18 protein-coding genes are annotated in these 19,018 nt (G+C 67.6%); all 18 read left to right on the forward strand.

Features of this window, described 5'->3' with window-relative positions:
• Nucleotides 1–45: 45 nt before the first annotated feature.
• The 18 genes from IB255_RS24805 (at nt 46) to IB255_RS24890 (ending at nt 18,936) form a co-directional block, all read left to right on the forward strand.
• On the forward strand, nt 46–1,176 hold the full coding sequence (locus tag IB255_RS24805) for a CaiB/BaiF CoA transferase family protein (protein ID WP_192210998.1): 1,131 nt from the start codon (nt 46–48) through the stop codon (nt 1,174–1,176).
• Between the two features lie 49 nt (nt 1,177–1,225).
• Nucleotides 1,226–2,914 (forward strand): GMC family oxidoreductase, encoded by a 1,689-nt coding sequence (locus tag IB255_RS24810; protein ID WP_192210999.1) that lies wholly within the window; start codon nt 1,226–1,228, stop codon nt 2,912–2,914.
• A gap of 282 nt (nt 2,915–3,196) precedes the next feature.
• Nucleotides 3,197–4,753, forward strand: a complete 1,557-nt coding sequence (locus tag IB255_RS24815; RefSeq protein ID WP_151187173.1) for an acyl-CoA synthetase — start codon at nt 3,197–3,199, stop codon at nt 4,751–4,753.
• Nucleotides 4,754–4,788: 35 nt separating this feature from the next.
• The gene (locus IB255_RS24820; protein ID WP_192211000.1) at nt 4,789–5,973 is read left to right on the forward strand and encodes a lipid-transfer protein; all 1,185 of its coding nucleotides are present in this window, start codon (nt 4,789–4,791) and stop codon (nt 5,971–5,973) included.
• Between the two features lie 16 nt (nt 5,974–5,989).
• Nucleotides 5,990–6,433 (forward strand): MaoC family dehydratase N-terminal domain-containing protein, encoded by a 444-nt coding sequence (locus IB255_RS24825; protein ID WP_081520368.1) that lies wholly within the window; start codon nt 5,990–5,992, stop codon nt 6,431–6,433.
• A gap of 10 nt (nt 6,434–6,443) precedes the next feature.
• Nucleotides 6,444–6,851: a MaoC family dehydratase gene (locus IB255_RS24830; RefSeq protein WP_081520367.1), complete on the forward strand. Its 408-nt coding sequence runs from the start codon at nt 6,444–6,446 to the stop codon at nt 6,849–6,851.
• 15 nt (nt 6,852–6,866) lie between these two features.
• Nucleotides 6,867–7,694, forward strand: coding sequence for an SDR family NAD(P)-dependent oxidoreductase (locus IB255_RS24835; protein ID WP_151187172.1), 828 nt, complete (start codon nt 6,867–6,869; stop codon nt 7,692–7,694).
• Nucleotides 7,695–7,772: 78 nt separating this feature from the next.
• Nucleotides 7,773–8,921: an acyl-CoA dehydrogenase family protein gene (locus tag IB255_RS24840; protein WP_081520365.1), complete on the forward strand. Its 1,149-nt coding sequence runs from the start codon at nt 7,773–7,775 to the stop codon at nt 8,919–8,921.
• 67 nt (nt 8,922–8,988) lie between these two features.
• A complete protein-coding gene (locus tag IB255_RS24845; RefSeq protein WP_192211001.1) occupies nt 8,989–9,780 on the forward strand; it encodes an enoyl-CoA hydratase/isomerase family protein in 792 nt (263 codons plus the stop codon).
• A gap of 30 nt (nt 9,781–9,810) precedes the next feature.
• Entirely contained in the window at nt 9,811–11,217 is a 1,407-nt protein-coding gene (locus tag IB255_RS24850) for a coniferyl aldehyde dehydrogenase (RefSeq protein WP_081520363.1), read from the forward strand.
• A gap of 9 nt (nt 11,218–11,226) precedes the next feature.
• Nucleotides 11,227–12,318 carry a Zn-dependent alcohol dehydrogenase gene (locus IB255_RS24855; protein ID WP_081520362.1) on the forward strand — a complete coding sequence of 364 codons (1,092 nt, stop codon included), beginning with the start codon at nt 11,227–11,229 and terminating at the stop codon, nt 12,316–12,318.
• 16 nt (nt 12,319–12,334) lie between these two features.
• Nucleotides 12,335–13,312 (forward strand): NAD(P)H-dependent flavin oxidoreductase, encoded by a 978-nt coding sequence (locus tag IB255_RS24860; protein WP_081520361.1) that lies wholly within the window; start codon nt 12,335–12,337, stop codon nt 13,310–13,312.
• Entirely contained in the window at nt 13,309–13,755 is a 447-nt protein-coding gene (locus IB255_RS24865) for a PaaI family thioesterase (protein WP_081520360.1), read from the forward strand. The genes IB255_RS24860 and IB255_RS24865 overlap by 4 nt, the downstream gene beginning before the upstream one ends.
• Nucleotides 13,756–13,769: 14 nt before the next feature.
• Nucleotides 13,770–14,159 (forward strand): Zn-ribbon domain-containing OB-fold protein, encoded by a 390-nt coding sequence (locus IB255_RS24870; protein ID WP_081520359.1) that lies wholly within the window; start codon nt 13,770–13,772, stop codon nt 14,157–14,159.
• Nucleotides 14,156–15,307 (forward strand): thiolase, encoded by a 1,152-nt coding sequence (locus IB255_RS24875; protein ID WP_081520358.1) that lies wholly within the window; start codon nt 14,156–14,158, stop codon nt 15,305–15,307. Before IB255_RS24870 ends, IB255_RS24875 begins: the two co-directional genes overlap by 4 nt.
• Nucleotides 15,308–15,653: 346 nt before the next feature.
• Nucleotides 15,654–16,847, forward strand: a complete 1,194-nt coding sequence (locus IB255_RS24880; RefSeq protein ID WP_081520357.1) for an acyl-CoA dehydrogenase family protein — start codon at nt 15,654–15,656, stop codon at nt 16,845–16,847.
• A gap of 13 nt (nt 16,848–16,860) precedes the next feature.
• Nucleotides 16,861–18,000 carry an acyl-CoA dehydrogenase family protein gene (locus IB255_RS24885; RefSeq protein ID WP_081520356.1) on the forward strand — a complete coding sequence of 380 codons (1,140 nt, stop codon included), beginning with the start codon at nt 16,861–16,863 and terminating at the stop codon, nt 17,998–18,000.
• A 186-nt stretch (nt 18,001–18,186) separates the two neighbouring features.
• Nucleotides 18,187–18,936: an electron transfer flavoprotein subunit beta/FixA family protein gene (locus IB255_RS24890; RefSeq protein WP_151187167.1), complete on the forward strand. Its 750-nt coding sequence runs from the start codon at nt 18,187–18,189 to the stop codon at nt 18,934–18,936.
• The last annotated feature ends 82 nt before the right edge of the window (nt 18,937–19,018 follow it).

Consider the following 19,018-nt stretch of genomic DNA (forward strand, 5'->3'; position numbering starts at 1 on the left):
CTGCCGGATATCCCGGCGCTTGCACAGCCAGACAGGAGCGATGCGATGGCGGGCCCGCTGACGGGATTGAAGGTAATCGAGATGGTCGGCCTGGGGCCGGCGCCGTTCTGCGCCATGCTGCTGGCTGACATGGGCGCCGAAGTGATCCGCGTGCAACGCCCCGGCCAGACGCTGGGCGAGCGGGCGCGCTTCGACGTGCTCGGCCGTGGCCGCCGCGCCGTCGCCCTGGACCTGCGCCAGAGCGAAGGGGTGGAAACCCTGCTGCAACTGGTGGAAGGCGCCGACGCGCTGATCGAAGGCTTCCGCCCCGGTGTGATGGAACGCCTGGGCCTGGGGCCGGAGCAATGCCTGCAGCGCAACCCGAAGCTGGTGTTCGGCCGCATGACCGGCTGGGGCCAGAGCGGCCCGCTGGCCCAGGCCGCCGGCCACGACATCAACTACATCGCCCTGGCCGGCGCGCTGCACGCCATCGGCCGACCCGGCGAGAAGCCGGTGGTGCCGCACAACTACATCGGCGACTTCGGTGGCGGCGGCATGCTGCTGGGCTTTGGGGTGCTCTGCGCGCTGCTGGAAGCGCAACGCTCCGGCAAGGGACAGGTCGTCGATGCGGCCATGACCGACGGCACCGCGCTGCTCTCGGCGATGATGTACGGCTTCCGCGCGGGCGGCCGCCTGAGCGACGAGCGCGGCGCCAACCTGCTCGACGGCGGCGCGCATTTCTACGACACCTACGCCTGCGCCGACGGCCGCTTCATCGCCCTGGGCGCCATCGAACCGCAGTTCTACGCCGAGCTGCTGCAGCGCTGCGGCATCGACGACCCGCAGTTCCAGCAGCAGATGGACCCGCGCCAGTGGCCGCAGCTCAAGGCCAAGCTCACCGCGCTGTTCCTGCAGCGCAGCCGTGCCCAGTGGTGCGAGCTGCTCGAAGGCAGCGACGCCTGCTTCGCCCCGGTGCTGGACTGGGCCGAGGCCGCGCAGCACCCGCACAACCGCGAACGCGGCACCTACCTCGAACTCGACGGCGTACTCCAGCCTGCGCCGGCGCCGCGCTTCAGCCGCACACCCGCCGCGACGCCGACGCAGGCTGCGGGCGAACCGCAGAGCGAAGCGGTGCTGCGCGACTGGGGACTGAGTGACGAACGCATCGCCGACCTGCAGCAGGCCGGCGTCATCTGAACCCCGCAGCGACGGGGGCCAACAGCACAACAACAAGAAAGGTGAACCGATGGAACGCTTGTACGAGTACATAGTGGTAGGCGCCGGCTCGGCCGGTTGCGCAGTGGCCGGGCGGCTGGCCGATGCCGGCTGCAAGGTGGCGCTGCTGGAAACCGGCGGTCACGACCACCACGGCAAGGTCACCGTGCCGGTGGGCCTGGTGCTGACCATTCCGCGCAAGGGCGACTACAACTACGCCTACGAAAGCACCGCGCAGCCGAGCCTGGCGGGTCGCGCCAGCTACCTGCCGCGCGGTCGCGGGCTGGGCGGCAGCTCCTCGATCAACGGCATGCTCTACCTGCGCGGTACGCCTTCGGATTATGACGGCTGGGCCGCTGCCGGCTGCGAAGGCTGGAGCTGGAAAGAGGTGCTGCCGTACTTCAAACGCGCCGAGAACAACGAGCGCGCTGCCGGCAAGGACGACGCACTGCACGGCGGCAGCGGCCCGCTGCACGTCACCGACCCGCGTTCGCCGTGCTCCTGGGCGCGCCACTTCATCGAGGCGGCGGCCAGCGCCGGCCACGCCTACAACCACGACTTCAACGGGCCGCAGCAGGAGGGCGTGGGTTACTTCCAGGTCACCCAGTTCAACGGCGAGCGCTGGAACGCCGCGCGGGCCTACCTGCACCGTGGCAATGCCGGCGATGCGACGCACAATGGCGGGCGCTCGAATCTGCAGGTGCTGACCGGCAGCCGCGCGCTGCGCATCCTGTTCCAGGGCAAGCGTGCCACCGGCGTGCTGGTGGAGCGTGACGGCCAGGAAGTGGCGCTGCATGCCTCGCGGGAAGTGATCGTCTGCGCCGGCAGCCTGGTCTCGCCGCAACTGCTGATGGTTTCCGGCATCGGCCCGGCCGCGCACCTGCGGCAGCTGGGCATCGCGCCGCTGCACGACGCGCCCGAGGTCGGGCAGAACCTGCAGGAACACCCGGACCTGATCCTGCACAAGCGCATCTTCAGCACCGACCTGTTCGGTGTGACCGTGCGCGGCGCGCTGAGCTACCTGGGGCAATGGCGCAAGTACAAGCGCGAGCGCGGCGGCCTGTTCACCCGCACCTTCACCGAGGCCGGAGCCTTCCTCAAGACCGATCCGACACTGGCCGACCCGGACATCCAGCTGCACTTCGTGATGTCCTCGGGCGACAACCACGGGCGCACCTTCCACTATGGCAGCGGCTACTCGGTGCACGTCTGCGTGCTGCGCCCGCACAGCCGCGGGCAGATTCGCCTGCACAGCGCCGACATGCGCGACGACCCGCTGATCGAGCTGAACCTGCTGCAGGACGAGCGCGACATGGCGACCATGCTCAAGGGCGTGAAGCTGGTGCATCAGATCCTCGAACAGCCGGTGCTCACGCGCTTCGGCGGCAAGCCGCTGTTCCATGGCCACCTGAAGTTCGACGGGAGCGACGACGAAGCGGTGAAACAGATGATCCGCGAGCACTGCGACAACGTTTACCACCCGGTGGGCAGTTGCCGGATGGGCGGCGACGAGCAGTCGGTGGTCGATCCGCAACTGCGCGTGCGCGGCGTCCAGGGCCTGCGCGTGGCAGACGCCTCGGTGATCCCCCTGCAGGTAGGCGGCAACACCAACGCGCCGACCATCATGGTCGGCGAGAAGTGCGCCGATCTGCTGCTGGCCGAGCGCAATGACGTCCAGCCGGGCCGCGCGGCCTCGCTGGGGGAACTGCAGACCAGTTGATACCGAGTTGTACGGGGGGAAGGGCCGGGCGGCTTCGGGCGCCCGGCCCTTTTTTATTGCCTGCAGATCACCTGTAGGGCGCATAACGCCTACGGCGTTATCCGCCAGCGCGGCGGATAACCCGTTCCGGGTTATGCGCCCTACGGTCCTGCCGGCGATCCCGCTCTAGTCCCTTCGAACCACCCGCCAATCCCCCGCAGCTTCATCCCTTCGACCGACGCCGCGCCCAACGCCCCTCCCTAGTATCGAACTCACAAGAACAACATCGATTGGAGACCTGCCATGTACCTGACCCAAGGCCTGCAACGCATGCTGCAGCAGGACCCGGACCACGTCGCGACCATCTTCCGCGGCCGCACGCGGACCTTCCGCGAGCAGGGCGAGCGCGTCTCGCGCCTGGCCGCGGCCCTGCAATCGCTGGGCATGCGCAACGGCGACCGGGTCGGCATGCTGGCCCTGAACTCGGACCGCTACCTGGAATACATGCTGGCCACCTGGTGGGGCGGCGGCGTGCTCAACCCGGTGAACATCCGCTGGAGCGTGCCGGAGATCGTCTACTCGCTGGACGACTGCCAGACCGAAATCCTGCTGATCGACGACCACTTCCTGCACCTGGCCGAAGGCATCCGCGCCGGCGCCAGGAGCGCCCCGGTGCTGATCCATGTCGGTGACGGCGCCGCGCCCGAAGGCATGCATTCCTTCGAGGGCCTGATCGCCAGCCACGAGCCCATCGAAGACGCCCTGCGCGGCGGCAACGACCTCGCCTCGATCATGTACACCGGCGGCACCACCGGCCTGCCCAAGGGCGTGATGCAGTCGCACCTGAACCTCTGGTCCTCCGCCGTGGCGCGGATGGCCGAGTTCCCCGCCGAGGACGACTCGCGCACCCTGCACGCCGCGCCGATGTTCCACACCGCCGCCATGGCGCGCTGCCTGAGCCAGGTGATCGGTGGCTACGTCAACGTGTTCATCCCGATGTTCGATCCGCTGGAAGTGCTGCAGACCATCGAGCGCGAGCGCATCAACGAGATGCTGCTGGTGCCGACCATGCTGCAGGCGGTGATCAACCACCCGGACTTCGAGCGCCACGACCTGTCCTGCCTCAAGCGCATGGCCTACGGCGCCTCGCCGATTTCCCTGCCGGTGCTGGAGCAGGCCCTGGCGAAGTTTCCCGGCATCGCCTTCATGCAGGCCTACGGCATGACCGAAACCTCGCCGGTGATCTCGGTGAGCCCGGACTGGACCCATCAGGCCGAGGGCATCGCCAGCGGCCTGGTACGCAGCGCCGGGCGCGGCGGCTTCGGCGGCCTGGTGAAGATCGTCGACGAGGAGGGCAACGAAGTCCCCCGTGGCGTGGTGGGCGAGATCATCGTCTGCGGCCCCAACGTCATGCTCGGCTACTGGAACCGCCCGGAAGAGACCGCCAAGACCCTGCGCAACGGCTGGCTGCACACCGGCGACGGCGCCTACATGGACGAGCGCGGCTTCCTGTTCATCGTCGACCGCCTCAAGGACATGATCGTCACCGGCGGCGAGAACGTGTACTCCGCCGAGGTCGAGAACGTGGTGGCCCGCCACCCGTCCGTGCAGAGCTGCGCGGTGATCGGCATTCCCCACGAGCGCTGGGGCGAGGCGGTGCACGCCGTGGTGGTGCTGCACGCCGGCAGCGACGTCTGCTCCGACGACATCCGCGCCCACTGCGCCCAGCACATCGCCGGCTACAAGTGCCCGAAATCCGTCGAGTTCGTTGCCGCGCTGCCGCTCTCGGCGGCCGGCAAGGTGCTCAAGCGCGACCTGCGCGCTCCCTACTGGAAAGACCAGAACCGCGCCGTCAACTGACGGCGCGCGACACGCCCATCCCCAAGGAGAAACACATGAGCAATAAAGTAGTGGTGGCCGGGGTCGGCATGATCCCCTTCACCAAGCCGGGCCAGAGCGACGAGTACCACATCATGGGCGCGAATGCGGCCAAGGCCGCACTGGCCGACGCCGGTATCGACTATGCGCTGGTGCAGCAGGCCTACGTGGGCTACGTCTACGGCGACTCCACCTGCGGCCAGGCCGCGGTCTATGGCGTCGGCCTGACCGGCATCCCGGTGGTCAACGTCAACAACAACTGCGCCACCGGCTCCACCGCGCTGTTCCTGGCGCGCCAGGCCGTGGAAAGCGGCGCCGTGGAATGCGCCATCGCCCTGGGCTTCGAGCAGATGGTCCCCGGCGCGCTGAAGGGCGCCTACACCGACCGTACCGGCCCGATGGACCGCTTCGCCAAGACCATGACCCAGGTGCAGGGCTTCGACGAGGCCGCGCCGCGCGCCGCGCAGTTCTTCGGCGGCGCCGGGCGCGCCTACATGAAGGAATACGGCATCAGCCGCGAAGTCTTCGCCCGCATCCGCGTCAAGGCCAGCCAGCACGCCGCGCGCAACCCGCTGGCGGTGTTCCGCAACGTGGTCAGCGTCGACGAAGTGATGGCCTCGCCGATGATCTTCGACCCGCTGACCCGCCTGCAGTGCTGCCCGCCGACCTGCGGCGCGGCCGCCGCCATCGTCTGCACCGAGGCCTTCGCGAAGAAGCACGGCCTGCGCACCGACGTGGTGATCGCCGCCCAGGCCATGACCACCGACCGCAACAGCACCTTCGACGAAGGCGACATGCGCAAGGTCGTCGGTTACGACATGACCCGCAACGCCGCCAACATCGTGTACGAGAAGGCCGGTGTCGGTCCGCAGGACATCCAGGTGGTCGAGCTGCACGACTGCTTCACCGCCAATGAACTGATCACCTACGAAGGCCTGATGCTGACCCCCGAGGGCACCGCCGAGAAATTCATCCTCGACGGCGACAACACCTACGGTGGCCGCATCGTCACCAACCCCTCCGGCGGCCTGCTCTCCAAGGGCCACCCGCTGGGCGCCACCGGCCTGGCCCAGTGCTTCGAGCTGACCCGCCAGCTGCGCGGCACTGCCGACGCCACCCAGGTCGACGGCGCGCGCTTCGCCCTGCAGCACAACCTGGGCCTGGGCGGCGCCTGCGTCGTCACCCTGTTCCAGCGCCAGTGACCGGGGAGCCGCGAGCATGATCGACAAGAGCCATATCGGCGCGGTGGTCTCCAGCCACACGCAACTGGTCGAGGCGGGGCGCCTGCGCTTCTTCGCCAAGGCCACCGGCCAGGCGGACGCGCGCTACAGCGACGAGACCGCCGCCCGCGACGCCGGCTACCCCGGCCTGCCGGTGCCGCCGACCTTCCTCTTCTGCCTGGACATGGAAGCCGGCGGCTCGGGTTCGGTACTCAAGCGCCTGAACATCGACCTCGGACGCATCCTGCATGCCGAGCAGGGCTTCACCTACCACCGCATGGCCTTCGCCGGCGAGCGCTTGTCCTTCGAGACGAAGATCGTCGACATCTACGACAAGAAGGGCGGCGCCCTGGAATTCGTGGTGCGTGAAACCCGCGTCAGCAACGCCGCCGGCGAGCTGGTGGCGGAACTGCGCAACAGCCTCGTCGTACGCAACGGATAAGGAGCCGAGCGTGAACCTGAATGCAATCGCCGTCGGCGACGAACTGCCGAGCTTCACCACCGACCCGGTGAACCGCACCACCCTGGCGCTCTACTGCGGCGCCTCGGGGGACCACAACCCGATCCACGTCGACATCGACTTCGCGAAGAAGGCCGGCATGCCCGACGTGTTCGCCCACGGGATGCTGTCCATGGCCTACCTCGGCCGGCTGCTGACCAACTGGGTGGCGCAGGAGCGCCTGCGCAGCTACTCGGTGCGCTTCGCCGCGATCACCCAGCTGGGCGACGCCATCACCTGCTCCGGCCGCGTGCTGGAGAAGGACGAGGCCGCCGGCACCCTGCGCCTGGAAATCACCACCCGCAACCAGGCGGGTGAAATCAAACTGTCCGGCGAAGCCGTCGTGGCCCTGGACGCCTGAAACAGGAGAACAACAATGAACAACAAACTCGCAGGCCAGGTCGCCATCGTTTCCGGTTCCGGCCGTGGCATCGGTCGTGAAATCGCCCTCAAGCTGCACCGCGACGGCGCCGCCGTGGTGGTCAACGACCTCGACGCCGCCCCGGCAGAGGAAGTGGTCGCGCAGATCGTCGCCGAAGGCGGCCGCGCCGTTGCCTGCGTCGGCAGCGTGACTGAAAAGGACTTCGGCGAGCGCTTCGTGAAGACCGCCCTGGAGTCCTTCGGCGGCCTCGACATCATCGTCAACAACGCCGGCTACACCTGGGACAACGTGATCCAGAAGATGACCGACCAGCAGTGGGACGACATCATGGAAGTCCACGTCTCCGCGCCGTTCCGCATCCTGCGCGCCGCTTCCGGGCACTTCCGCGAAGCTGCCAAGAAGGAAGCCGAGGAAGGCCGCGAGGTATTCCGCAAGGTGGTCAACATCTCCTCCGTCTCCGGCGTCATGGGCAACCCCGGCCAGGCCAACTACTCGGCCGCCAAGTCCGCGATCAACGGCCTGACCAAGGCCCTGGCCAAGGAATGGGGCCGCTACAAGGTTTGCGTCAACAGCGTCGCCTTCGGCCTGATCGAAACCCGCCTGACCTCCGCCGCAGCGGGCGAGGGCGCCACCATCAACGTTGGCGGCCGCGAGCTGAAGGTCGGCATCAGCGAACAGATGGCGAAGAACGCCGCCGCGCTGATCCCCATGGGCCGCGCCGGCACTCCGGAAGAGGCCGCCGGTGGTGTCTACCTGTTCTGCATCCCGGAGTCGAACTACGTCTCCGGCCAGGTGCTGATTGTCGGCGGCGGTCGTCCCTGACCGTCCCTTTGCCGGCCGCCCCGTGCGGCCGGCCTTCTTACCCGAATCGTTTCCCGAATCGCTTGCCGAGGAGCCGCCATGAGCGCCACTCAATCGCCGTGGATCACCGACGACCTGGTGATCTTCCAGGACTCCATCCGCCGCTTCATCGCCAACGAACTGGTGCCCCATGAAGAGCGCTGGTGGAAGCAGCAGTACATCGACCGCGACATGTGGCGCAAGGCCGGCGAGTTCGGCATGTTGCTGCCGAGCATCCCCGAACAGTACGGCGGCGGTGGCGGCACCTTCGCCCACGACGCCATCGTCACCCTGGAACAGAGCCGGGCGATGTGCTCCAGCCTGGGCACCAACGTGCACAGCGGCATCGTCGCGCACTACCTGCTGCGCTACGCCAGCGAAGAGCAGAAGCTCGACTGGCTGCCGAAGATGGCCCGTGGCGAGATGGTGGGCGCCATCGCCATGTCCGAGCCGGGCGCCGGTTCCGACCTGCAGGCGATCAAGACCCGCGCCGTGCGTGACGGCGACGAGTACGTGATCAACGGCTCGAAGACCTTCATCACCAACGGCTATCACGCCGACCTCATCCTGGTGGTGGCCAAGACCGACCCGGAGAAAGGCGCCAAGGGCACCTCCATCGTGGTGGTCGAAACCAGGGACCTGCCCGGCTTCCGCCGTGGCCGCATCCTCGAGAAGATCGGCCAGAAGGGCCAGGACACCACCGAACTGTTCTTCGACGACGTGCGCGTGCCGGCCAGCAACCTGCTGGGCCCGGAGGAGGGCAAGGGCTTCATCCAGCTGATGCAGCAGCTGCCCCAGGAACGCATGATCATCGCCCTCGGCGCGCTGGCGACCATGGAGCGCGCGGTGGCCGAGACGGTGGAGTACGTGCGCAGCCGCAAGGTGTTCGGCCAGACCCTGCTGGACCTGCAGAACACTCGTTTCAAGCTCGCCGAGTGCCAGAGCACTGCCGTCATTGCCCGCGCCTTCGTCGACGACTGCATGGTCAAGGTGCTCAAGGGCGAGCTGTCCGGCGAGACCGCAGCCATCGCCAAGTGGTGGAGCACCGAGCAGAACTGCAAGGTGATCGACGAGTGCCTGCAGCTGCACGGCGGCTACGGCTACATGCTCGAGTACCCCATCGCGCGGATGTACGCCAACGCCCGGGTGGGCCGCATCTTCGGCGGCTCCAACGAAATCATGAAGGAAATCATCGCCCGCACCCTGTGATGCGGGTGGGCCGGGCCGCCACGTGCGGGCCGGCCATTCCCGCCGGGATGCCCGCCGCGAGGTACGCATGTCGAGCATCGAACTCTCCATCGAAGACGGACTGGCGCGCCTGACGCTGGCCAGTCCGGAACGCCGGAACGCATTGACCACGGCGATGGTCGCCGAGCTGATCGACGCGCTCACCGCCCTGCGCCGCAACCCTGAAGTGCGCGCGCTGCTGTTATCCGGCGCTGGCGGGGGTTTCTGCTCCGGCGGCGACGTCAGCAGCATGGGCGGCACGCCCGAAGCGGGCGCGGTACGCATGCGCATGGCCGAGACCAACCGCCTGCTGGCCGCCCTGGCCGACTTCGATCGCCCGGTCGTTGCGCTGGTGGACGGCGTGGCCTATGGCGCCGGTTTCAGCCTCGCGCTGGCCGCCGACTTCGTCATCGCCAGCGAGCGTGCCCGCTTCTGCATGGCCTTCGCCCGCATCGGCCTGGTGCCGGACCTGGCCGCCTCCTGGCTGCTGCCGCGCCTGGTGGGCATGCAACGCGCCCGCGAGATCATCTATTCCGCCCGCGAGATCGGCGCCGCCGAAGCCGTGCAGCTGGGCATCGCCCTGGAACGGCATGAAGGCGAGCGCGCCATCGAACGCGCCGAGGAACTGGCACGAGCGCTGGCAGAGATGTCGCCCCCGGCCTTCGCCATGAGCAAGCGCCTGCTGGCCCGCAGCTTCGAGAACGACCTGGCCGCCCAGCTCGACGCCGAAGCTGCCGCCCAGGCCGTGGCGCTCACATCCGGCTACGTGAAGGAAGCCTCCGCGCGCTTCCTGCGCAAGGAAGCCCCGCAATACCAGTGGCCGTCGCGCCGCGACGACTGAACGACAACAACAACGAGGCTCAGACCCGCCATGACCCAGACCAGCCCCGGCGCTGCCATCCGCGCCGTGCTCGACCGCCAGCGCGCCGCGCACCTGTCCAGTGAACCGCTGAGCGCCGAGCGGCGCATCGAGCTGATCGACCGCGCCATCGGCCTGCTGGTCGATCACCAGCAGGCAATCGTCGAAGCGGTGCGCGCCGATTTCGGCCAGCGCAGCGACGACTTCTCTCGCGTGGTGGAAGTGCTGTCGCCACTGATGAGCCTGAAGCAGACCAAGGCCCAGCTGCTCGGCTGGATGCAGCGCGAGCCGCGTCACTGCGAGCGCGGCGAAGCCTGGGTGGAGTACCAGCCGCTGGGCGTGGTGGGCATCGTCACGCCGTGGAACTTCCCGGTGAACATGGTCTTCACCGGCCTTGCCGGAGTCCTGGCCGCCGGCAACCGGGCGATCATCAAGCCCTCGGAATTCACCCCGCACAGCTCGGCACTGATTGCCCGGATGATCGCCTCGGTGTTCGCCGAGGACGAAGTTGCGGTGATCACCGGCGGGCCGGAAGTCGGCCAGGCGTTCTGCGCCCAGCCCTTCGACCACCTGCTGTTCACCGGCGCCACCAGCATCGGCCGCCAGGTGATGCGCGCCGCCGCCGAGAACCTGGTGCCGGTGACCCTGGAGCTGGGCGGCAAGTCGCCGACCATCATTTCCCGCTCGGCCGACTTCCAGGCCGCGGTGCAGAAGATCATCGCCGGCAAGCTGCACAACGCCGGGCAGATCTGCCTGGCGCCGGACTACGTGTTCGTTCCCGAGGAGTCGCTGGACGACTTCATCGCCAGCGCCCGTGAAGTGATCGCGCGCATCTACCCGAGCCTGCGCGACAACCCCGACTACACCTCGGTGATCAACGTCCGCCACCAGCAGCGCCTGCAGGGCTACCTGGACGAAGCCCGCGAGGCGGGCGTAGAGCTGATCGAGCTGAACCCGGCCGGCGAGGACTTCGCTGCGCAAACCGGGCACAAGCTGGCGCCGACCCTGCTGCGCAACCCCGGCGACGAGCTGAAGGTGATGCAGGACGAAATCTTCGGCCCGCTGCTGCCGATCAAGCCGTACAAGACCATCGCCGAGGTGATCGACTACATCAACGCCCACCCGCGTCCGCTGGGCCTGTACTACTTCGGCGTCGACGCCGACGAGCAGGCGCTGGTGCTGCGCCGCACCACTTCCGGGGGGGTGACCATCAACGACGTGATCAAGCACGTTGGCGTCGAGAGCCTGCCGTTCGGCGGTGTCGGCCCTTCCGGCATGGGCTCGTACCACGGCCGCGACGGCTTCCGCGCTTTCAGCCACGCCAAGGCGGTGTTCAAGCCGGCGGAAGGCCCGGACCTGATGCGCCCGCCCTACATCGAACCGGTGCGCCAGGCCGTCGCCGCCATGATCAGTCGCTGAGGAATCGCCATGAAAGCCGCTGTACTGCGCCAACCGGGCACGCCGCTGTCCATCGAGGAAGTCGCCATCGGCAAGCCCGGCCCGCGTGAAGTGCTGATCCGCACCCGTGCCGTGGGCCTGTGCCATTCCGACCTGCATTTCATCGAGGGTGCCTACCCCTGGCCGATGCCGGTGATCCTCGGGCACGAGGCCGCCGGTGTCGTCGAGCAGGTGGGCTCGGAAGTTCGTTCGGTGAAGCCGGGCGACCACGTCGTCACCTGCCTCTCGGCCTTCTGCGGGCATTGCCCGCACTGCGTTTCCGGACACCTGTCGCTGTGCGTGTCGCCGGAAACCAAGCGCGGCAAGAACGATGAGCCGCGCCTGAGCGAAGTCACCAGCCTCAAGCCGGTGAACCAGTTCATGAACCTCTCGGCCTTCGCCGAGCAGATGCTGGTGCACGAGAACGCCTGCGTCGCCATCCGCCGCGACATGCCGCTGGACCGTGCCGCCGTGCTCGGTTGCGCGGTAATCACCGGCACCGGCGCGGTGTTCAACACCGCCCAGGTGCGGCCGGGCGAGACCGTGGCGGTGATCGGCTGTGGCGGCATCGGCCTGTCCACCCTCAACGGCGCGGCGCTGGCCGGGGCAGGGCGGATCATCGCCATCGACCGGCTCGACTCGAAGCTGGAACTGGCGAAGACCTTCGGTGCCACCGACGTGATCAATGCCGCCGACGGCGACGCCGTGCAGCAGGTGCTGGAGCTGACCCGCGGCGGCGTGCAGCACGCCTTCGAATGCATCGGCCTGAAACAGACCGCCGAGCAGGCCTTCGCCATGCTCGCGCGTGGTGGCAGCGCCACGGTCATCGGCATGATCAGGCCCGGCGTGAAGCTGGAGCTGAGCGGCCTGGACTTCCTCGCCGAGCGGCGCATCCAGGGCTCGTTCATGGGCTCCAACCGCTTCCCGGTGGACCTGCCGCGGCTGGTGGACTTCTACCTGCAGGGCCGGCTAAAGCTGGACGAGCTGATCTCCCAGCGCATCGGCCTCGAGCAGATCAACCAGGGCTTCGACGAGCTGCGCCGGGGCGAACTGGCGCGCTCGGTCATCGTCTTCGACCAGTGAAACGCGGAGAACCCCCATGAAGACACGCATTACCGAACTGCTCGGCATCCGCTACCCGATCATCCAGGGCGGCATGATGTGGGTCGGTCGCGCCGAGATGGCCGCCGCCGTTTCCAACGCCGGCGGCCTGGGCATCCTCACCGCGCTGACGCAGCCGACCCCCGAGGCGCTGGGTGAGGAAATCGAGCGCTGCCGAACCCTCACCGACAAGCCCTTCGGCGTGAACCTGACGTTGCTGCCGTCGATCAATCCGCCGCCCTATGAGCGCTACCTGGACGTGATCATCGCCAGCGGCGTGAAGGTGCTGGAGACCGCCGGCAACAATCCCGGCGAGTTCATCGCCCGCGCCAAGGCCGCCGGCATGACGGTGATCCACAAGTGCGTGGCCGTGCGCCATGCGCTGAAGGCGCAGAGCCTGGGGGTGGACGCGGTGTCCATCGACGGTTTCGAGTGTGCCGGGCATCCGGGCGAGGACGATGTTTCCGGCCTGGTGCTGATCCCGCTGGCGGCACGCCGCCTGCAGGTGCCAGTGATTGCTTCCGGCGGCATCGCCGATGGTGAAGGTATGGCTGCCGCCCTGGCCCTGGGCGCCGAAGGGGTGAACATGGGCACGCGTTTCTGCGCCACCCAGGAGGCGCCGATCCACGAGAACATCAAGCGCGCGCTGGTGGGCGCCACCGAGCGCGACACCCGGTTGATCTTCCGCACCCTGCACAACACCGCGCGGGTACTGCGCAACCCGATCTCCGAGGAAGTGGTCAGCATCGAGAAGCGCGGCAATGCGCAGTTCGAGGACATCCGCCACCTGGTGGCCGGTGCCCGTGGCCGCGCGGCGCTGGAGAGCGGCGAGGCGGACGACGGCATCGTCACCGCCGGGCAGTGCGTCGGCCTGATCGACGACATCCCCAGCTGCGCCGAGCTGCTGCAGCGCATGGTCCACGACTGCCGGGCCAGCCTCCAGCGAGCCCAGCGTTACGCGGGGAGCGAAGCATGAGCGCCAGTGATTTCATCGAAGAGGAGGGCGCTGTGCCCGCCGGCTTCCAGCCCATGTCGCGGCCGGGCTTCGTCAACAACTGCGGTGGCGTGTACGTGAACCTCGAACGCCGCGTGGTGGCGGCGCGAGTCCTCGAGGAGCACCTGAACCCGCTGGGGATTGCTCACGGCGGTTTCCTCGCGACCCTGGTCGATACCGGCTTCGGCACGGCAATCAAGCTCACGGCCGGCAGCGAACTGCCCCCGGCCACCATCAACCTCGACATGGACTACCTGAGCCCGGCGCTGCCGGGGCGCTGGATCGAAGTCCATGTGCAGATCCACAAGCTCGGCCGCAGCATCTGCGTGGCCAGTTGCGACCTGCTTGACGGCGACAAACTGCTGGCGCGCGGCAAGGGCACTTTCATCAACAACACGCGCAGCCTGCACGGCCGGGCGCAATGAACCAGGAGCCAGCCATGGCCGAGAATCCCCCAGCCGCCGCGCCCGTCGGACCGGAAGCGCAGTACCAGCGGTTCCTCCAGCAGGGCCGTTTCATGATCCAGCGCAGCGCTTCCACTGGCCGCCATGTGTTCTACCCGCGGGTGGCCGTCCCCGGCAGCGGCGAGACCGACCTGGAATGGGTCGAGGCTGCCGGCACCGGGCGCATCTACGCCATCACCGTTAACCGCTCGCGCAATGCCAGCCACAACGTGGCGCTGATCGATCTCGACGAAGGCGTGCGCCTGATGTCGCGCATCGAAGGCCGGGAAACCGCGCCCATCGGCAGCCGCGTCAAGGCGCGGGTGATCGAGGAAGACGGGCAGGCGCTCGTGGTGTTCGACGTGATCGAAGAGGTGCAGGCATGAATTCGTCCCTTCGCGGCAAGACCGCCATCGTCGGCATCGGCAGCGCCGGAATCGGAGAAGCCCACGGCTTCAGCGCCATGGAACTGCTCGGCCAGGCTTCGCTGAAAGCCATCGCCGATGCCGGGCTGAAACTCTCCGACGTCGATGCGGTGTTCTCCGCCACCAGCTCCCATGCGTTCCCGACGCTGTCGGTATGCGAGTATCTGGGCATCAAGCCCAGGTTCGTTGACGGCACCAACGTCGGCGGTTCCAGCTTCGAATGGCACCTGCTGCAGGCCACCCTGGCGCTGCAGGCCGGGCTGTGCGACGTGGCGTTGATCTGCTATGGCTCCAACCAGCGCACCGCCGGCGGCAAGCTGGTGTCGATGAGCGAGCCGCAGTGGCACGAGACGGCCTACAAGCCGCGCCACCCGATCACCTCCTATGCGCTGGCGGCCAGCCGGCACATGCACCAGTACGGCACCACCCGCGAGCAACTGGCGGAAGTGGCGCTGGCGGCGCGCGGCTGGGCCAACCTCAACCCGGAGGCCTTTGCCCGCGGCCCGCTGAGCATGGACGACGTGCTGGGCGCACGGATGGTCAGCGACCCGCTGAGCGCCGCCGACTGCTGCCTGGTGACCGATGGCGCCGGCGCCTGCGTGATGGTCCGTGCGGACCGTGCCCGCGACCTGCCGAACAAGCCCGCGTACTTCCTCGGCGCCGGCGGCGCGCAATGGCACCGCTCGGTAGTGTGCATGCCGAACCTGACTGTCACCGCCGCCTCGGAAAGCGGCCCGCGCGCCATGCAGATGGCCGGCGTGAGCCACGCTGACGTCGACCTGGTGATGCTCTACGACGCCTTCACCATCAACACCATCCTGTTCCTCGAAGACCTCGGCTTCTGCCCGAAGGGCGAGGGCGGCCGCTTCGTCCAGGGCGGGCGTATCGCTCCCGGCGGCGAGCTGGCGGTGAACACCAATGGTGGCGGGCTGTCGTGCGTGCATCCGGGGATGTACGGGATGTTCCTGATCCTTGAAGCGGTGACGCAGATTCGCGGCCAGGCCGGCGCGCGGCAATTGAAGAAGGCCGATATCGCGCTGCTGCATGGCAACGGCGGGACGCTGTCGAGCCAGGTCACGGCGTTCCTGGGGAGTGAGGCGGTGCTCTGATCGGGCATCGAGCAAGAGCCCCTCACCCTAACCCTCTCCCAAGGGGAGAGGGGACCGTTCGGTGCAGGTTGAAACCAATGCGTCAGCCGGCACGATCTGCCCCCTCTCCCTGAGGGAGAGGGCTGGGGTGAGGGGGAAGCCCAGGCACGCAATCACCAGGCAAGCACCGAAAGCCCGCCCGGCCCATGCCGCGCGGGCTTTCTGCTTTCCCGGCGCCCGAAATAAATCCCGCCCGAAATTGGTCCGAACGAACTACAGCCAGCCCCGCGCCACGTCCCGATACTCGACGGCGAAACCCCTGCCGTGAAAGCGGCCCACAAGAACAACAGGTCTGAGGAACACCTCGATGGATATCCACTACACGCCCGAAGAGCTGGCCTTCCGCGAGGAAGTGCGGGCCTTCCTGCGCGACAAGCTGCCGGCCGAGCTGGCCGCCAAGGTCAAGCTCGGCAAGCGCCTCTCCAAGGAAGACAACGTCTTCTGGATGCGCACCCTGAACGATCGCGGCTGGCACGCCTCCCTCTGGCCGGTGGAGCACGGCGGCACCGGCTGGAGCGTGGTGCAGAAGTACATCTTCGAGGAAGAGTGCGCGATCTTCGGCGCGCCGCGCGTACTGCCGTTCGGCGCGGTCATGGTCGGCCCGGTGATCATCAATTTCGGCACCGAGGAGCAGAAGGCCTACTTCCTGCCGCGCATCCTCGACATGACCGACTGGTGGGCCCAGGGTTATTCCGAGCCGGGCTCCGGCTCCGACCTGGCCAGCCTGAAGACACGCGCCGTGCGCGAAGGCGAGCACTACATCGTCAACGGCCAGAAGACCTGGACCACCATGGGCCAGCACGCCGACTGGATCTTCTGCCTGGTGCGCACCGACCCGCAGGCCAAGGCCCAGCGCGGCATCAGCTTCCTGCTGATCGACATGAAGTCCCCCGGCATCACCGTGCGCCCGATCATCACCCTGGACGGCGAGCACGAGGTCAACGAGGTCTTCTTCGACAACGTGAAGGTGCCGGTGGCCAACCTGGTGGGCCAGGAGAACGACGGCTGGACCTGCGCCAAGTACCTGCTCACCCACGAGCGTACCGGGCTTGCCGGCATCGGCTTCTCCAAGCAGTTGCTGCGCCAGCTCAAGGGCATCGCGGCGCGCGAGCGCAAAGGCGGGAAACCGCTGATCGACGATCCGCTGTTCCGGGCGCAGATTGCCGATCTGGAAATGCAGCTGATGGCGGCAGAAATGAGCAACCTGCGCATCCTCGCCGCCGCCCGCGAAGGCGGCGGCAGCGGCGCGGAAAGCTCGATCCTCAAGGTGCGCGGCACCGAGATCCGCCAGGCGATCACCCATCTGCTGCGCAAGGCCGTCGGCCCCTACGCGCTGCCGTTCCTCGAAGATGAAATGGAAGCCTGCTCGGGCGACCTGCTGCACACCGACTACAGCGCCACCGCCGCCAGCCAGTACTTCATCATGCGCAAGCTCTCGATCTACGGCGGCTCCAACGAAATCCAGAAGAACATCGTTTCCAAAGTGAACCTCGGACTCTGAGAGGCAGCCGACCATGGACTTCAAACTCAATGAAGAGCAGCAGATGCTGCAAGACACGGCGGCGCGTCTGGTACGTGACGCCTACGGATTCGAACAGCGCGAGGCTTATCGCCGTAGCGAGCTGGGCTACAGCGCCGACTTCTGGCGCCAGCTCGGCGAGCTGGGCCTGACCGGCGTGTCCCTGCCCGAAGCCTACGGCGGTTTCGGCGGCGGCGTGGACAGCATGCTGGTGCACACCGAGCTGGGCCGCGGCCTGTGCCTGGAGCCTTACCTGCAATCGGTGGTATTCGCCGGCGGCCTGCTGGCCCAACTGGGCAGCGACGCGCAGAAGGACCAGCTGCTGACCCGCGTCGCCAGTGGCGAGCTGCAACTGGCGGTGGCCTTCGAGGAACCGCAAAGCCATTACGAACTGAACAGCGTGGCCACCCGCGCCGAGCCGGTGAACGGCGGCTGGCGTCTGAGCGGGCGCAAGGTCGCGGTGATCGGCGGGCACAGCGCCGGGCTGATCCTGGTCTCGGCTCGCGTGGCCGGCGGCGAGCAGGACGAGCAGGGCATCGGCCTGTTCTTCCTCGACCCGAACGAGGCGGGCGTGAAGCGCCGCGTCTACCCGACCGCCAACGGCCTCAAGGCCTGCGAGCTGTACCTGGACGGTGCCTTTGTCGCCAGCGAGCACGTGCTGGGCGAACCCGGCGAAGCCTTCGATGCGCTGCGCTACCAGCAGGGTCGCGCCATCGCCGCGCAGTGCGCCGAGGCGGTCGGCGCCATGGAAGCCACCTGCGAGCTGACCCTGGAGTACCTGAAGACCCGCAAGCAGTTCGGCGTCGCCATCGGCTCCTTCCAGGTGCTGCAGCACCGCATGGTGGACATGCGCGCCGAACTGGACCAGGCCAGCAGCATGGCGATCCTCGCCGCCTGCGTCGCCGACCAGCCCGACAGCGCCGAGCGCAGCCGCGCCCTGGCTGCCGCCAAGTACATCACGGTCCGCGCCGGCCGCCTGATCTCCGAGCAGTGCATCCAGCTGCACGGCGGCATCGGCCTCACCGACGAATACCTGGGCTCGCACTACGCCAAGCACCTGGTGATGATCAGCCACCAGTTTGGCGACGACGACCATCACCTGCAGGCGTTCAGCCAGATGATGGACGTGGCCTAGTACGTAGGGCGAATAACGCGCCAGCGTTATCCGCCGCTGCCCCGAATGACGGCGGATAACCGCAAGCGGTTATGCGCCCTACGTTCTGCTTTCCTACAGGCCCCTGGCGTCTCGCAGGTGTAGCCCAGTCCCAGAGTCACCCCTTGTTCCGGGCCGCAAGGCCCGGTTTTTTTCCAGGAGTCCCCGATGAAAGTCCTCGTAGCCGTCAAGCGCGTGGTCGATTACAACGTCAAGGTCCGCGTCAAGGCGGACCACTCCGGCGTCGATCTGGCCAACGTCAAGATGTCCATGAACCCCTTCTGCGAAATCGCCGTGGAAGAGGCCGTACGCCTGAAAGAGAAAGGCGTCGCCAGCGAGATCGTGGTGGTCTCGGTCGGCCCCAGTGGCGCGCAGGAGCAACTGCGTACCGCATTGGCGCTGGGCGCCGACCGTGCAGTGCTGGTCGAGAGCAATGACGAACTGAACTCGCTGGCTGTCGCCAAGGCCCTGAATGCCCTTGTCGACAAGGAGCAGCCGCAGCTGGTCATCCTCGGCAAGCAGGCCATCGACAGCGACAACAACCAGACCGGCCAGATGCTGGCTGCGCTGACCGGCTACGCCCAGGGCACCTTCGCCTCCAAGGTCGAAGTTGCTGGCGACAAGGTCAACGTCACCCGTGAAATCGACGGCGGCCTGCAGACCGTTGCCCTGAACCTGCCGGCCATCGTCACCACCGACCTGCGCCTGAACGAGCCGCGCTACGCGTCGCTGCCGAACATCATGAAGGCGAAGAAGAAGCCGCTGGAAACCCTCACTCCTGATGCGCTGGGCGTCTCCACGGCCTCCACCGTGAAAACCCTCAAGGTCGAAGCGCCCGCCGCGCGCAGTGCCGGCATCAAGGTGAAATCGGTGGCCGAACTGGTCGAGAAACTGAAGAACGAGGCGAAAGTAATCTGATGGCTATCCTGGTAATCGCTGAGCACAACAACGGCGCACTGGGCGCTGCCACTCTGAACACTGTCGCTGCCGCGCAGAAGAT

The sequence above is a fragment of the Pseudomonas sp. PDM22 genome (assembly GCF_014851965.1).
GTDB lineage: Bacteria > Pseudomonadota > Gammaproteobacteria > Pseudomonadales > Pseudomonadaceae > Pseudomonas.

Coding starts and splice junctions, on each gene's coding strand:
- IB255_RS24860 (WP_081520361.1), top strand. CDS start 12,335: ATGAAGACACGCATTACCGAACTGCTCGGCATCCGCTACCCGATCATC.
- IB255_RS24845 (WP_192211001.1), top strand. CDS start 8,989: ATGTCGAGCATCGAACTCTCCATCGAAGACGGACTGGCGCGCCTGACG.
- IB255_RS24890 (WP_151187167.1), top strand. CDS start 18,187: ATGAAAGTCCTCGTAGCCGTCAAGCGCGTGGTCGATTACAACGTCAAG.
- IB255_RS24870 (WP_081520359.1), top strand. CDS start 13,770: ATGGCCGAGAATCCCCCAGCCGCCGCGCCCGTCGGACCGGAAGCGCAG.
- IB255_RS24805 (WP_192210998.1), top strand. CDS start 46: ATGGCGGGCCCGCTGACGGGATTGAAGGTAATCGAGATGGTCGGCCTG.
- IB255_RS24865 (WP_081520360.1), top strand. CDS start 13,309: ATGAGCGCCAGTGATTTCATCGAAGAGGAGGGCGCTGTGCCCGCCGGC.
- IB255_RS24850 (WP_081520363.1), top strand. CDS start 9,811: ATGACCCAGACCAGCCCCGGCGCTGCCATCCGCGCCGTGCTCGACCGC.
- IB255_RS24820 (WP_192211000.1), top strand. CDS start 4,789: ATGAGCAATAAAGTAGTGGTGGCCGGGGTCGGCATGATCCCCTTCACC.
- IB255_RS24880 (WP_081520357.1), top strand. CDS start 15,654: ATGGATATCCACTACACGCCCGAAGAGCTGGCCTTCCGCGAGGAAGTG.
- IB255_RS24815 (WP_151187173.1), top strand. CDS start 3,197: ATGTACCTGACCCAAGGCCTGCAACGCATGCTGCAGCAGGACCCGGAC.
- IB255_RS24840 (WP_081520365.1), top strand. CDS start 7,773: ATGAGCGCCACTCAATCGCCGTGGATCACCGACGACCTGGTGATCTTC.
- IB255_RS24835 (WP_151187172.1), top strand. CDS start 6,867: ATGAACAACAAACTCGCAGGCCAGGTCGCCATCGTTTCCGGTTCCGGC.
- IB255_RS24885 (WP_081520356.1), top strand. CDS start 16,861: ATGGACTTCAAACTCAATGAAGAGCAGCAGATGCTGCAAGACACGGCG.
- IB255_RS24855 (WP_081520362.1), top strand. CDS start 11,227: ATGAAAGCCGCTGTACTGCGCCAACCGGGCACGCCGCTGTCCATCGAG.
- IB255_RS24825 (WP_081520368.1), top strand. CDS start 5,990: ATGATCGACAAGAGCCATATCGGCGCGGTGGTCTCCAGCCACACGCAA.
- IB255_RS24875 (WP_081520358.1), top strand. CDS start 14,156: ATGAATTCGTCCCTTCGCGGCAAGACCGCCATCGTCGGCATCGGCAGC.
- IB255_RS24810 (WP_192210999.1), top strand. CDS start 1,226: ATGGAACGCTTGTACGAGTACATAGTGGTAGGCGCCGGCTCGGCCGGT.